The following is a 13050-nucleotide window of genomic DNA, read 5'->3' as shown; positions in this document are numbered from 1 at the left end:
TCGCGCGCCTCAGCCGTCGTCGCGCGCCTGCTCGGCGGCGGCGGCCGCGAGGACCCCGTCGAGGAGCCCGGGGAACAGCTCCGCCAGCTCGGCACGGCGCAGCCCGTTCATCTTGGCCGTACCCCGGTAGCACTGGCGCACGACGCCGCTCTCGCGCAGGACGCGGAAGTGGTGCGTGGTCGTGGACTTGGTGACCGGGAGCTCGAAGTACGAGCAGGCCAGCTCGGCTTCCGTGGCCGCGAGGTCGCGGACGATGGAGAGCCGGACCGGGTCGGAGAGGGCGTGCAGGACGCCTTCGAGCCGGATCTCGGCGGCCTCGGGGTGGGCGAGGACACGGGCCGCGTCACGTTCCGTCATGTCCGTACTCCACTCGCTGGGTGATGCTGCGCTGCCACGACGCCGTATGCGCCTCCATCGTACGAGAACCATCGTAGGAGCGGAGCCGAACGGCGGGTGCGGCGCGGGACCCCCGTCCCCGCGCCGCACCTGTTCACCAGGAGCGGTGGTACTGCACGGGCGTACGGATCTCGGCGCCGAGTTCGGCGGCCGCGCGGCGGGCCCAGAACGGGTCGCGCAGCAGCTCCCGGCCCAGCAGGACGGCGTCCGCCTCGCCGTTGGCCAGGATCTTCTCGGCCTGCTCGGGCTCGGTGATCAGACCCACGGCGGCGACCGGGAGGGTGGTCTCGGCCTTGACCCGGGCCGCGAACGGCACCTGGTAGCCGGGGCCGACCGGGATCGTCACTCCGGGGGCGAGGCCGCCGGTGGAGACGTCGAGGAGGTCCACGCCGTGCTGCTCGAGCAGCACGGCCAGCCGGACGGTCTCGTCCGCGGTCCAGCCGTCCTCCTCCAGCCAGTCGGTGGCGGAGATCCGGAAGAACAGCGGCAGCTCCTCGGGCCACACCGCCCGTACGGCGTCGACGACTTCGAGCGCGAGGCGGGTGCGGTTCTCGAAGGAGCCGCCGTACTCGTCCGTGCGCTTGTTGCTGTGCGGGGAGAGGAACTCGCCGATCAGGTACCCGTGGGCGCCGTGGATCTCGACCACCTGGTAGCCGGCGGCGAGCGAGCGCCGGGCTGCGGCCGCGAACTGCTCCACGACGTCCCGGATCTCCCCGACCGTCAGCTCGTGCGGGACCTGATGGTCTTCGGAGAACGGCACGGGGCTCGGGGCACTGGGCTGCCAGCCGTGCGCCTCGGGGCCGACGGGCTGCCCGCCCTTCCAGGTGCGGTCGGTGGAGGCCTTGCGGCCGGCATGGGCGATCTGGATGCCGGGGACCGCGCCCTGACCCTTGAGGAAGGAGGTGATCCGGCGCAGCGCCTCGACCTGGGTGTCGTTCCAGATGCCGAGGTCATACGGCGAGATCCGCCCCTCGGGGGAGACGGCCGTGGCCTCCTGGATGATCAGGCCGGTACCGCCGGTGGCGCGGGCCGCGTAGTGCGCGAAGTGCCAGTAGTTGGCCACGCCGGTGTCCGGACCGGTCGGCTCGGCGCTGTACTGGCACATCGCGGCCATCCACACCCGGTTCGGCACGGTGACCGAGCGGATGGTCCACGGCTGGAACAGCGCGGCGAAGGATACGGGGGCAGCACTCATGTGGGTCTCCAGAGGCGACTGGAAGCGCACCGGGGAACCGGCCGCTAAGTACGAGGATCACCGTACTACGAAATCTCTCGTAGTACGAGACTCTTCGTATGATCGGGCGGGCTCGCGCGCGGCACCCGGCCGCTGTCAGTGGCCGGGTGCAGACTGGCTGGAAAGCTGCCGTGCAGGACAAAGACGTCCGGAGGTGTCGGCCATGACCGACGTGGTACTGCTCGCGGGGACCCGCAAGGGACTGTTCATCGGCCGCCGGGGCTCCGGCGGCACCTGGGAGTTCGGGGAGCCCCACTTCAACGCCCAGGCGGTCTCCGCCGTCGCCATCGACCGGCGCGGCGCCGCGCCCCGGCTCCTGGTCGCCGGGGACAGCACGCACTGGGGGCCGTCCGTCTTCAGCTCCGACGACCTGGGCGCGACCTGGCGGGAGCCCGCCGCGGCCGCCGTGAAGTTCCCCGAGGACACCGGAGCCTCCCTGGAGCGGGTCTGGCAGCTCCATCCGGCCGGGCCCGAGGCCCCCGGCGTGGTCTACGCCGGGACCGAGCCGGCCGCGCTGTTCCGCTCCGCCGACCGCGGCGAGTCCTTCGAGCTGGTCCGCCCCCTGTGGGAGCACCCGACCCGGGACAAGTGGGTCCCGGGTGGCGGCGGCGAGGGCCTGCACACGGTGATCACCGACCCGGGCGACCCGGACCTGGTCACGGTGGCGGTCTCCACGGCCGGGGTGTTCCGGACCAGGGACGGCGGGGCGAGCTGGGCCCCGTCCAACCACGGGGTCTCGGCGGTGTTCCTGCCCGAGCCGGACCCCGAGTTCGGCCAGTGCGTGCACAAGATCGCCCAGGACGCCGGGAACACCGACCGGCTGTACCTGCAGAACCACTGGGGCGTCTACCGCAGCGACGACGCCGGAACCCGCTGGACGGACATCGGCGCCGGCCTGCCCTCCGACTTCGGCTTCGCGGTGGCCGCCCACCCGCACCGGCCCGGCACCGCCTACGTCTTCCCGCTCAACGCCGACATCGACCGCGTCCCCGCGGAGCACCGCTGCCGGGTCTTCCGGACCCAGGACGCGGGCGCGACCTGGGAGCCCCTGACGAAGGGCCTCCCGGCCGGGGACCACTACGGCACGGTGCTGCGCGACGCGCTCTGCACGGACGACGCGGACCCGGCCGGGATCTACTTCGGCAACCGCAACGGCGAGCTGTACGCCAGCCAAGACGACGGGGACAGCTGGCAGTTGCTGGCCGAGCACCTCCCCGACGTCCTGTGCGTACGGGCCGCCGTGCTGCACGGTTAGCGGCGGCGCCCCGTAGCGGCGTGCGGACCCGGGTCCTGACCCGGGTCCCGACCCGGTTCGGGGTCCTCAGCCGGTGAGTCCGCGGGCCTGGCGCACGGCCTGCGCCAGCTGGCGCACGGCCGGATCCTCGGTGCTCCCGGCCAGCCGGTCCGCGTGCCCGGCCAGGCTCCCCAGCGGGACGGCGCCCGGCACCCGCTCCCAGCCGCCGTCGCGCTCGCGCAGGGCGGAGGCGAAGTAGGCGGCCACCGCGGTGACCTGGAAGCGCGTGGACGCCGCGGTCCACACGTCGCCGGACAGGGCCGCCGCCTCGATCTTGCCGGATTCCTCGTGCGGCGCGCGGGTGCGCGGGTCCAGCCAGCGCACCGTCGCCGTCGCCAGGTGTCCGGTGGCGCCGGGGCGCAGCCGTACCGCGTACAGGGCGGTCACGGAGTGGCCCGAGCCGACCTCTCCCCCGTCCACGGCGTCGTTCCTGAAATCACCGTCGGCGACGCGGCGGTCGTCGTAGCCGATCAGCCGGAACCGTTCGACGGTCTGCGGATCGAAGGCCACCTGCGCCTTCGCGTCGCGGGCCCGCAGCTGCACCTGCGCCGGGAGGTCCTCGCAGAACACCTTGCGGGCGCCCTCCTTGTCGGAGACGTAAGTGGTGTGCCCGTCGCCCCGGTCGGCGAGCTGTTCCATGAAGGCGTCGTTGTACTCGCTGCCCACGCCCACGCCGAACAGGGTGATCCCGTGCTTGGTCCGGGCCTCGCCGATCCGCTTCAGGATGGTGTCGGCGGAGGTGGCCCCGGTGTTGGCCAGGGCGTCGGAGAGCAGGACGACGCGGTTGGTGGCCCCGGGCCGCAGCGACTCGACCGCGACCTCGTACCCGCGGGTGACCCCGGCCTCCACGTTGGTCGAGTCGGCGGTGCGCAGTGCGGCGATCACCTCGTGGATCCGGTCGCGGTGGCCTTCGACCCGGGTCATCGGCAGCCGGGTCTCGGCCTTGCCGCTGAAGGTGACGACGGCGACCGAGTCGTCCTCGCGGAGCTCGTCGGTCATCAGGCCCATGGAGGTGCGGACGAGGTCGAGGCGGCCCGGCTCCGCCATGGATCCGGAGACGTCCACGACGAAGGTGAGCGCCGCGGGCGGCCGGGCCTCGGCGCCGTCCGCCCCGCCGTTGCCGACCCGGGTGGCGAGGCCGACGCGGACCAGCGACCAGTTCGCCTCGGCGGTGCGGGCTCCGTCCACGGTGACGGAGAAGCCGTCGCCGTCGGGTTCCTGGTAGTCCTGCCGGAAGCTGTTGACGAACTCCTCGGGGCGCACGGTGGCGGGGTCCGGGAGCTTGCCGTCCCCGAGGGTGCGTCGGGCGTACCCGTAGCTGGCGGTGTCCACGTCGAGCGCGAAGGTGGAGAGGTAGTCGGCGGGCGGTCCGGTGGGGCGCCGTCCGTCGCTCTCGCCCTCCGTGCTTTCTCCGCCGGGGCGGGTGGCGGACGGCCGCGGCTTGGAGTCGCCGCCCTTCCATTCCCCGTCGGCGCTGCGGTTCGAGCCGCCGCCTCCGCAGCCGGTCAGCAGGAGGCCGCCGGCGAGGAGCGCGGCGGCCAGTCTGCCGCGCGTTCTGCGCCGGGCCGGACGGGCCCTGCGGGATGCGCCGGAGGCGCTGGGCGTGCGGAGCGTACTGGGCGTGCGGGGCGTGCCGGGCGTGCGGTCCTCGTGGGGCTCCATACCGTCTCCCTCGAACGTCGTCGGTGATGAATGTGACGTCGGGGACGGGGAGTTGGAGCAATCGAACCAGTTGCGAACAGGTATCGAAGCGACAACGGACGGCCGGTGGGGCGCCGCGGGACCCGGCGCCCTCCCGAGGTGTGGCGCCGGGCGGCGGACTGGGCCAGTAGAGTGATCGACCGTGGCAGCGCGACCGTTGAACGAGATCGTCGAGCCGGGCTGGGCCCGGGCTCTGGAGCCGGTGGCGGCGCAGATCGCCGCGATGGGCGACTTCCTGCGCGCGGAGATCGCGGCGGGCAGGACCTACGTCCCCGCGGGCGCGAACGTGCTGCGCGCGTTCCAGCAGCCCTTCGACGAGGTGAAGGTGCTGATCGTCGGGCAGGATCCGTACCCGACGCCGGGGCACGCGATCGGCCTGTCCTTCTCCGTGGCTCCCGAAGTCAGCCCGTGGCCGCCGAGCCTGGACAACATCTTCCGCGAACTGCACGCCGATCTCGGCACGGGACGGCCCCGGAACGGGGATCTGACCCCGTGGACCCGGCAGGGCGTCCTGCTGCTGAACCGGTCGCTCACCACCGCCCCGCGCAAGCCCAACGCCCATCGCGGCAAGGGCTGGGAGGCCGTGACGGAGCAGGCCATCCGCGCGCTCGCGGCCCGCGGCAAGCCCCTGGTGTCGGTGCTGTGGGGGCGCGAGGCGCGCAACCTCCGGCCGCTGCTGGGCGATCTGCCGGCCGTGGAGTCGGTGCACCCCTCCCCGATGTCCGCGGACAACGGGTTCTTCGGCTCCAGGCCGTTCAGCAGGACCAACGACCTGCTGGTCCGCCAGGGCGCGCAGCCCGTGGACTGGCGGCTTCCCGCCGCGGGATGACCACGGAGGTGTCCGGAGGGTGACCGGATCGTTGAACGGTATCTGACATTCCTTGGATAAATACGGACAGATGCCGCCGGAGAAGGCCCTGCCCGAACACCCGGTTTCGATAAACCAGTAGCATGCGGCGCCATGAGCTCCCCCACTGGGCCCGCAAATGGCCTGCCCGTACGAATGCCGCGACCCCGCCAGACCGGACGGCACCGCCGGCCCGAGCCCGCGGTGGCGCCCGAGGGCGCGCCCGCGCTGGTGCTCGCCGTGCCCGGTGCCCCCTCCGCCGCCTCGCGGGGGATCGCGGAAGAGATCATCAGCATCGGCCGCTCCGAGCTGCCCGGCCTGGACGCCCGGGTCGGTTTCCTCGACGGTGACGACGCCACCGAGTTCCCGTCCCTGTCCGGCGTGCTGACCGCCGTCGCCCGCGACCGCGCCGCCCGCGCGGAGGCCGCCCGCGCCGCCGGGCAGGAGGTGCCCGCGCCGACCGGCCCGGACGCCGTGGTCGTCCCCCTGCTGGCCGGCCCCGACGGGGATCTGCTGCGCCGCATGCGCCAGGCCCTGATGGACTCTTCGGCCGCCGCCGAACTCGCCGACCCGCTCGGTCCGCACCCGCTGCTCGCCGAGGGGCTGCACGTGCGGCTGTCCGAGGCCGGTCTCGCCCGCGCCGACCGGGCCAGGCTCTTCAGCGTGACCACGGCCGCCGACGGCATCGTCCTGGCCACCACCGGTGGCGAGGAGGCCGTGCAGGCCGCGGGCATCACCGGCATGCTGCTGGCCGCCCGCCTCGCGGTGCCGGTGATGGCCGCCGCGCTGGACGAGGAGGGTTCGGTGGCCGCGATCGCCGACCAGCTCCGCCGCGAGGGTTCGACCCAGCTCGCGCTGGCGCCGTACCTGGTCGGCCCGGAGGCCGCCGAGGGACTCCTCGACACCGCCTGCAAGGAGGCCGGCTGCAGCGCCGCCGACGTGCTCGGCGCGTACCCCGCGCTCGGCAAGCTGGCCGTCGCGCAGTACTCCGCCGCCCTCGGAATCACCCTGGGCGCCGCCGCCCACTGACCTCCCCGGCTCATGCCGTACGCACGAGGGCCCGCGCCCCGGACCGTTCCGAATCGGACGAGCCGGGGCGCGGGCCCTCGTACGTACGGCGGTACGGCCTAGGGGGTGTCCGCGAAGTCCCGCCTGCCCCGCGGCGCCTGGCACGTGCTCTCGGCGCACCGGGCGAAATCCCGAGTACGTCCAGTACACGGACTTCCGCCCGGCACACCGAGAGCACGCACCAGACCCCGCGGGGCCGCCCTTCGGGCGGCCGACGGGACTTCGCGGACACCCCCTACCCGAAGACCACGCAGGTGGCGGCGGGCACGGCCACCGAGCCGGCCCGGCGCGGCTCGCCCGTCGCCCGGTCCACGTCGAACCAGGTGACGTCGCCGGAGCGCTCGTTGGCCGCGTACAGCCGACGCCCCGAGGGGTCGGCGGTGAGATCGCGCGGCCACGTGCCCCCGCACGGCACGGTGCTCGTGAGCAGCGGCTTCTCCGCGCCGTCGGCGAGGGAGAAGGTGGCGATGGCGTCGGCTCCGCGGACGGCCGCCCAGACGAATCTGCCGTCCGGCGAGGTCACGACCGCCGAGGGGTAGGCCGCTGCGGCCCCTGGAGCGCCCGTGGAAGCGACCGGAACCTCGTCGACCGGTTGGAGCTCACCCGACCGCCCGTTCCAGCGGCAGACGGTCAGCTGCGGCTCCAGCTCGTGCAGGACGTAGACCACCTCGCCGGAGGGGTGGAAGGCGAGGTGCCGGGGGCCGGTTCCGGCGCGCAGCGCGGTCTCGGCGTGGAGCACCGGGGTTCCGGTGGCGGGGTCGAGCGCGCAGACCCGTACCGAGTCGGTGCCGAGGTCGACGCTGAGCACCCAGCGGCCGCCGGGGGCGGGCAGCACCTGGTGGGCGTGCGGGCCCTTCTGCCGGCCGGCGTCGGGGCCGGAGCCCTGGTGGACGAGTACGGCGGCGGGCTCCCCGATCGAGCCGTCGGCGGCGAGCGGGAGGCTGCTGACGCTGCCCGAGGTGTAGTTGGCGGTCAGCAGCCGGCGCCCGGCCACGCCGAGGTGGGTGGGGCCGGAGCCGCCGACGGGGACGGCCGCGCCGAGGGGGACGAGCCCCGCGGCGGCGGTCCGGAAGGCGCCCACGGCGCCCTGTTCGGTCTCGCTCACGGCGTACAGCACGCCGGTGACGGGGTCGTGGGCCAGGTACGAGGGGTCCGCGACGGCGTCCGTGGCAGAGAGCGGGGTCAGCGCTCCGGTGGCCGGATCCACGGCCGCGGTGGTGACACCGCGGCCGCCCCCCGAGGTGAACGAGCCGATCCAGGCCCGGTGTCCGCCGCCGTCGGCCGTACGGTCCGTACCGCCCACACCACTGTCCGCGTCGCCCACGAGAGGCCCCTCTCCGCCGTTCCGGATCCGTTCCCGAGCGACGGTAACAGAAGGGTCTAGACCAAATCCCGCCCTTGGGCCCGTTCTTGTGCGCCGGGGTGGTGGACGTAGGCGGTCGAGCTCGGCCGGTCCTCGTAGGTGCGGTGGAAGACCGGGGTCGCGGATCCGGAGATGGGGGGCACGATCCAGGACCAGTCCGCGCCCACGTCACGGCCCTTGCGCTCCTCCTTCTCCAGGTGGGTCAGGAAGCGCCGGGACTCCGTGTGGTGGTCGGCGATGGTGACCTTGGCCCGGTCGAAGGAGTGCAGCACCGCCCGGTTGAGCTCGACGAGGGCGCGGTCCTTCCAGAGGGAGCGGTCGCTGGCGGTGTCGAGGCCCATGCGGCGGGCGACCGCGGGCAGCAGGTTGTAGCGGTCGGTGTCGGCGAGGTTGCGGGCGCCGATCTCGGTACCCATGTACCAGCCGTTGAAGGGCGCCGCCGGGTAGTGGATGCCGCCGATCTCCAGGCACATGTTGGAGATCGCGGGTACGGCGTGCCAGCGCAGGCCCCAGTCCGACCAGCCGTCACCGCCCGCCGCTCCGTCGGGGTGCTCGATGGGCACCTCCAGCACGGCGTCCTGCGGGACGTCGAACCAGCGGGGTTTGTCGTCGACCCCCTGCACGACCAGCGGGAGGAGGTCGAAGGGGGTGCCGGGGCCGCGGGACCAGCCGAGGGCGAGCAGGGCGCTCGTGAGCTCGGCGTTGCGGGCGTCGCCGACGGTTATCGAGGGGTGGTCGCCGTAGCCGGCGTACCGGACCAGCTGTTCGCTCCAGATGACCGGGCCGGGACGGTCCGGGGTGTCGGGGGCGAAGACCGTGATGGTGGGCCGGACCCGGCCGCCGTTGGTCGCCTCGCGCAGGTGCTCGAAGCACTCTTCGGCGATCCCGTCGGCGTCGGTGAGCTCGCGGCGGTCGCGGACGCGCAGCGAGTTCCAGTACAGCCTGCCTATGCAGCGGTTGCTGTTGCGCCACGCGACGCGGGCGCCGTGCTCCAGCTCCTCGGGAGTGTGCCGGTACGTGCCCGTATCGGCGAGCTCGGCCCGTACGGCGGCGAGCCGCTCGCGCGGATCACCCGCGTCCGCACTGCCGGCGTGCTCCCTGTGGAACAGTCGGATGAACTCCTCGGCCGCTTCCCACACCTGAGCGGTGCTGGAGCACTCTTGAAGTATTTCCATTCCGGGCGGTTACCCCCTGTCCGACCAGGTCCACCCCGCGCGCCGTATAACGACGCCATGCCGGATGAATGTGCAATGAACAATCACCCGTTGTACACGCCGCAGGTCAGCGGTGTGCGGAAGGCGCGCCCGGAACACTCCTCCGTGTGATCTTCATCGATCGGCCTGCGGACGGGACAGGGACGGACGTACCATCCGCGGCATCTCCGGACGCTCGGACCGGAGGCTCAGAGGCGGGTGGCGCGGTCAGCGTCGTGGATCACGCGGACCGCCGCGGTGGCGGCGACCACCGCGGAGCGGGCGGAGCCCAGCGCCTCGCGGGCCGCCTCCAGGCCGCCTTCGCGGGAGAGCAGGGCCGAGGCGTCGGCGGCGCAGTCGATCAAGTGCAGCGCCACCCGGGCGAGTTGCTCGTCGGATCCGTACGCCTCGTCCACGGCCTTGCGCGCCCGGGCCAGCAGGTCCAGCGCCTCGGTCGGTCCCGCGGGCGGAATCCTGCGTTCGGAACGAATGTTTCGCTTCACCGTCGCCACTCCCGCCACCGGTCATGTGGGTCATTTCGCGATCACCAGGCAGGAAGGATCCTGCCGTTCCGCTCCCCCCCAGCCAACGGGCCGGGGCATCCTGATCTTGCATTGCCGGAACAAGAAGGGGGTCCAGATGAACACCAACACCGCACATCCCGACATGGACGGCCGCTGCACGTCGGTCTGCGGCGACTGCGCGGCCGCCTACCGACGGGCATTACGCGAGGGCGGCTTATCGGGGACCGTTCCGAGGTGCCTGGTCGCTTTCGGGCTGCTGCGGAAACTGGAGGGCTCCCCCGAACACCTCCCGGTACCGCCCTCGGTCGCCGCGATCACCCTCGCGCGGCCGATCAAGCGGGCCATCCTGGACCAGCGGGCCGCCCTCGACACCCTGATCGCCTCCCTCTCCCCGCTGGACGCCGTCTACCGGCACGAACGCCAGCGCCACCAGGCCCACATACAGCCGCTGATCGGCCGCGAGGTCATCGACACCGCCGTCCAGGGAGCCCTGGAGACCTGCTCGGAGGAACTGCTCAGCGCCCACTCCGAGGGCGGCCGGCCCTCCGGAGCTCTGACCGACGCGCTGCCCCGCGACCTCGCCCTGGCCGGCCGCGGAGTCCGCCAGCGCACCATCTACGGCCACACCGTCCGCGCGCACGGCCCGACGCTCGCCCACATCGAACGGGTCACCCAAGAGGGCGCCGAAGTGCGGACGGCGGGCGAGAGGTTCGAGCGGCTCATCGTGTGCGACCGGTCGGCCGCCTTCATCGCGGTCCTCGCCGAGAGCGGAAAGGAGGCGTACGCCCTGGAAATCCGCGAACCCGGCCTGATCCAATACCTCACGAAAACCTTCGAGGCCGTGTGGGAACGGGCCGTCCCCGTCGAGTTCGACACGACGGGACAACGCCCTCCCCGGCTCACCGACGAAATCCAGCGCGCGATTCTGGAACTCATGGTGAAGGGGCATACGGACGATGCCATTTCCAAACGCCTCGGCCTGAGCACCCGCACCATCGGCGCGCACATCAAACGCGCTTCGACCCGCTTCGGAAGCCGCAGCAGGGCCGAACTCGGTTTCAGCCTCGCGAAGGCCGGAGTCCTCGACACCGGCCGGGACGCGCCCGGCACGCCGGGGTCAGGCGCCCACCAGCGGGGAGCGTGACGCACTGCGCAGGGGTCCGTCGAGCTGGGCGAGGAGCCGCTCCAGACCGTGCAGGTGCGCCAGCGCGGGCCCCGAGGCGGGCCGCGCGGGGTTGACGGCCGCTCCGGCCGGCCGGAGCTCCGCCTCCGCTGCGCGTTCCGCTTCCGGCGTCAGCAGGGCTTCCACCGCGGCCTCCACGCGCCAGCACGCCGCCGCGAGCCGGGCGTCGTGGCTCGCGTCCGGGTCCGCCGCCACCGAGACCAGCCCGCGGACCTCCACGGCGCACTCGTCGAGCAGCGCCAGCACCCGGCGGGCCCTGGCCTTGCGGCCGCGGTAGGGGCTCAGCGGGTGGACGAGCGGAGCCAGGGAGAGCCGTACCCGGCCCAGAAAGAGTTCCAGCTCCGCGGCGTGCGGCGCGGGGTCGGCCACCGGGGAGCCGGCCAGCCGGGCCGCGGCCTCGGCCGTGCAGGTGCGCACGCAGCGCAGGGCACGCTGGATCCACATGTCGTTGGTCGCGTGGGTGGTCACCGGGAGCACCAGGATCACGGCCAGCCCGGCGCACACCGCACCGACGGCCGTCTGCTCCAGGCGCAGCACGAGCAGACCCGGATCGAGTACGCCCAGCAGTCCGTAGAGCAGGCCGGCCATCACCGTGACGGCCAGCATCATCCAGCTGTAGGACACGGCGGCGGTGTAGAAGATCCCGAAGACGCAGAGCGCCACCAGGGCGGCCGTGGGCGCCGGCGCCCCGTTCAGCGGGATGGCGATCAGCAGGCCCGCCCCGATCCCGAACACCGTGCCCACGACCCGGCGGAAGCCGCGGACCAGGGTCTCGCCGCGCGAGGTGGTGTTGACGAAGATCCACCAGGTGGTGCCGACGGCCCAGTACCAGCGGTCCTCCGACAGGGCCTGGCCGATGCCCAGCGCGACCGCGCAGGCGGCGGTGGCCTGGAAGGCCTGGCGGGTGGTCGGCCGGGCCAGCCCGGTGCCGGGCGGCGCGGGCGGTACGGCGGCGGGCGGTACGCGGCGCTCGATCGGCCACAGCACGAACCGCACGGCGCCGGCCGACAGGAGGGCCAGCGCGACGGCCGCGTAGAGCTCGGGCAGCTGCCCGGGCCGGGCGTGCAGGAACTGCGTGATGAAGAAGTTCATGAACGCGAAGATCCCGAGGGCGTGGCCGCGCGCCCCCCACCTGCGGGCGTAGACCCCGGCGAACACCACGGCGACGAACACCGCGTCGCGGGCCAGGGGTACGCCGTGCAGGGTGGTGGCCAGGGCCAGCACGGGGAATCCGGCGGCCGGCAGCAGGGCGGTGGTCACCCGCTGGGCGCGCACGGTCGAGTCGGTCACGGTGAAGAGGGCGAGCAGGGCGGCCAGTCCCCCGGTGATCGACGCGACGAGCGAGAGCCCGCAGAGCTCGGCCACGGCCACGGCGAGAGCGACGCCGATGACGGCGCGGGACGCGTTCCTGAGTCTTGCGCGCCCCGGATCCGGAGCCACGAACATCCTCTTCACGGCGGTGTGCCGCCCCCCTTGCGATGGAGCACGCCGGGCCCGCGTCCGCCCGGGGGTGGTGGGCGGTGGACGGGCACGGCGAAGGCACCACGGTCCGGAGCGGCTTCGTTGCCGTCCGGCGCTGCGTGGCGCCGTAGATACATGGATACGACACAGATAAGCATTCGCGGGGGCAATGGCTCAACTCGGCCCGCGTTCACTGGGCCAATGGCACAGTAGGCGGCGGTGATCTTCGGCCACGGGAAGACCAACGGACCCGCCGGGCGGCGTACCGCGGTTCGCGTGCCGAAGGCGGAGCGGCGGGTCAGTCCCCGGGAGCGTGCTCGGTCGGGACGCACAGGACCGGGACCGGGGAGAGGTGCAGGAGCTTGTGCGGGGTGGATCCGAGCAGGGCGCCGCGGATCGGGCTGTCGCCCCAGCTCCCCACGATGATCACCCGGGCGTCGTGCCGTTCGGCGGCGTCGAGCAGCGCCTGGGCCGGTTTCGCGTCGGCCACCTCGACCGTGGACGGTACGCCCGCCTCGTCGGCGGCCTCCACGGCCCGGGCGAGCGCGCTGCGACCGGCTTCCCGGACGGCCTCCTGGTGCGCGCGGTACTCCTCACCGGTGAGGCCCGGGGCGGCGGCCCCGTAGACGAGGACGAGCGGCTCGCCGAAGGCGGTGGCCACCTCCAGGGCCACGCGCAGGGCGCGCTCGGCGCCGGGCGACTCGTCGTACCCGAGGACGACGGACATCGGGGCTCCTCTCCGCCTTGCGGCCGGTGCTGCGGGGCTGTGGGGCTGTGGCGTTCGGG

At 73.4% G+C, this 13050-nt stretch carries 12 protein-coding genes; 4 read left to right on the top strand and 8 right to left on the bottom strand.

The window, feature by feature from the left end:
• Positions 1-9: 9 nt before the first annotated feature.
• Positions 10-357, bottom strand: a complete 348-nt coding sequence (locus ACE1OC_RS35270) for an ArsR/SmtB family transcription factor (protein WP_407840396.1) — start codon at positions 355-357, stop codon at positions 10-12.
• A gap of 133 nt (positions 358-490) precedes the next feature.
• A complete protein-coding gene (locus tag ACE1OC_RS35265; protein WP_407840395.1) occupies positions 491-1591 on the bottom strand; it encodes an NADH:flavin oxidoreductase/NADH oxidase in 1101 nt (366 codons plus the stop codon).
• Positions 1592-1793: 202 nt separating this feature from the next.
• Between ACE1OC_RS35265 and ACE1OC_RS35260 the strand changes: the two genes are divergently transcribed.
• On the top strand, positions 1794-2885 hold the full coding sequence (locus ACE1OC_RS35260) for a WD40/YVTN/BNR-like repeat-containing protein (protein WP_407840394.1): 1092 nt from the start codon (positions 1794-1796) through the stop codon (positions 2883-2885).
• Positions 2886-2951: 66 nt separating this feature from the next.
• Here ACE1OC_RS35260 and ACE1OC_RS35255 read toward each other — a convergent pair whose 3' ends face one another.
• Positions 2952-4586, bottom strand: a complete 1635-nt coding sequence (locus tag ACE1OC_RS35255) for a vWA domain-containing protein (protein ID WP_407840393.1) — start codon at positions 4584-4586, stop codon at positions 2952-2954.
• Between the two features lie 181 nt (positions 4587-4767).
• Between ACE1OC_RS35255 and ACE1OC_RS35250 the strand changes: the two genes are divergently transcribed.
• Both ACE1OC_RS35250 and ACE1OC_RS35245 read left to right on the top strand, forming a co-directional pair.
• Positions 4768-5454 carry a uracil-DNA glycosylase gene (locus ACE1OC_RS35250; RefSeq protein WP_254381347.1) on the top strand — a complete coding sequence of 229 codons (687 nt, stop codon included), beginning with the start codon at positions 4768-4770 and terminating at the stop codon, positions 5452-5454.
• A gap of 132 nt (positions 5455-5586) precedes the next feature.
• Positions 5587-6501: a sirohydrochlorin chelatase gene (locus ACE1OC_RS35245; protein ID WP_407840392.1), complete on the top strand. Its 915-nt coding sequence runs from the start codon at positions 5587-5589 to the stop codon at positions 6499-6501.
• A 274-nt stretch (positions 6502-6775) separates the two neighbouring features.
• Here ACE1OC_RS35245 and ACE1OC_RS35240 read toward each other — a convergent pair whose 3' ends face one another.
• The 3 genes from ACE1OC_RS35240 to ACE1OC_RS35230 all read right to left on the bottom strand — a co-directional run bounded on the left by ACE1OC_RS35240 (position 6776) and on the right by ACE1OC_RS35230 (position 9599).
• Positions 6776-7864 (bottom strand): lactonase family protein, encoded by a 1089-nt coding sequence (locus tag ACE1OC_RS35240; protein ID WP_407840391.1) that lies wholly within the window; start codon positions 7862-7864, stop codon positions 6776-6778.
• A 56-nt stretch (positions 7865-7920) separates the two neighbouring features.
• The gene (locus ACE1OC_RS35235) at positions 7921-9078 is read right to left on the bottom strand and encodes a nitric oxide synthase oxygenase (RefSeq protein ID WP_407840390.1); all 1158 of its coding nucleotides are present in this window, start codon (positions 9076-9078) and stop codon (positions 7921-7923) included.
• A 227-nt stretch (positions 9079-9305) separates the two neighbouring features.
• Positions 9306-9599 (bottom strand): hypothetical protein, encoded by a 294-nt coding sequence (locus tag ACE1OC_RS35230; RefSeq protein WP_407840389.1) that lies wholly within the window; start codon positions 9597-9599, stop codon positions 9306-9308.
• Positions 9600-9735: 136 nt separating this feature from the next.
• Between ACE1OC_RS35230 and ACE1OC_RS35225 the strand changes: the two genes are divergently transcribed.
• A complete protein-coding gene (locus ACE1OC_RS35225; RefSeq protein WP_407840388.1) occupies positions 9736-10764 on the top strand; it encodes a LuxR C-terminal-related transcriptional regulator in 1029 nt (342 codons plus the stop codon).
• Here the strand turns inward: ACE1OC_RS35225 and ACE1OC_RS35220 are convergent.
• Both ACE1OC_RS35220 and ACE1OC_RS35215 read right to left on the bottom strand, forming a co-directional pair.
• On the bottom strand, positions 10738-12249 hold the full coding sequence (locus ACE1OC_RS35220; RefSeq protein WP_250745087.1) for an FUSC family protein: 1512 nt from the start codon (positions 12247-12249) through the stop codon (positions 10738-10740). The two genes, ACE1OC_RS35225 and ACE1OC_RS35220, sit on opposite strands and share 27 nt — an antisense overlap.
• 313 nt (positions 12250-12562) lie before the next feature.
• A complete protein-coding gene (locus ACE1OC_RS35215; protein WP_250745068.1) occupies positions 12563-12991 on the bottom strand; it encodes a universal stress protein in 429 nt (142 codons plus the stop codon).
• Positions 12992-13050 lie beyond the last annotated feature (59 nt).

Source organism: Streptomyces stoeckheimensis, from assembly GCF_045822005.1.
GTDB lineage: Bacteria > Actinomycetota > Actinomycetes > Streptomycetales > Streptomycetaceae > Streptomyces > Streptomyces stoeckheimensis.
Note: the sequence above shows the minus strand (reverse complement) of the source record. Positions and strands in the feature narration are given on the sequence as shown.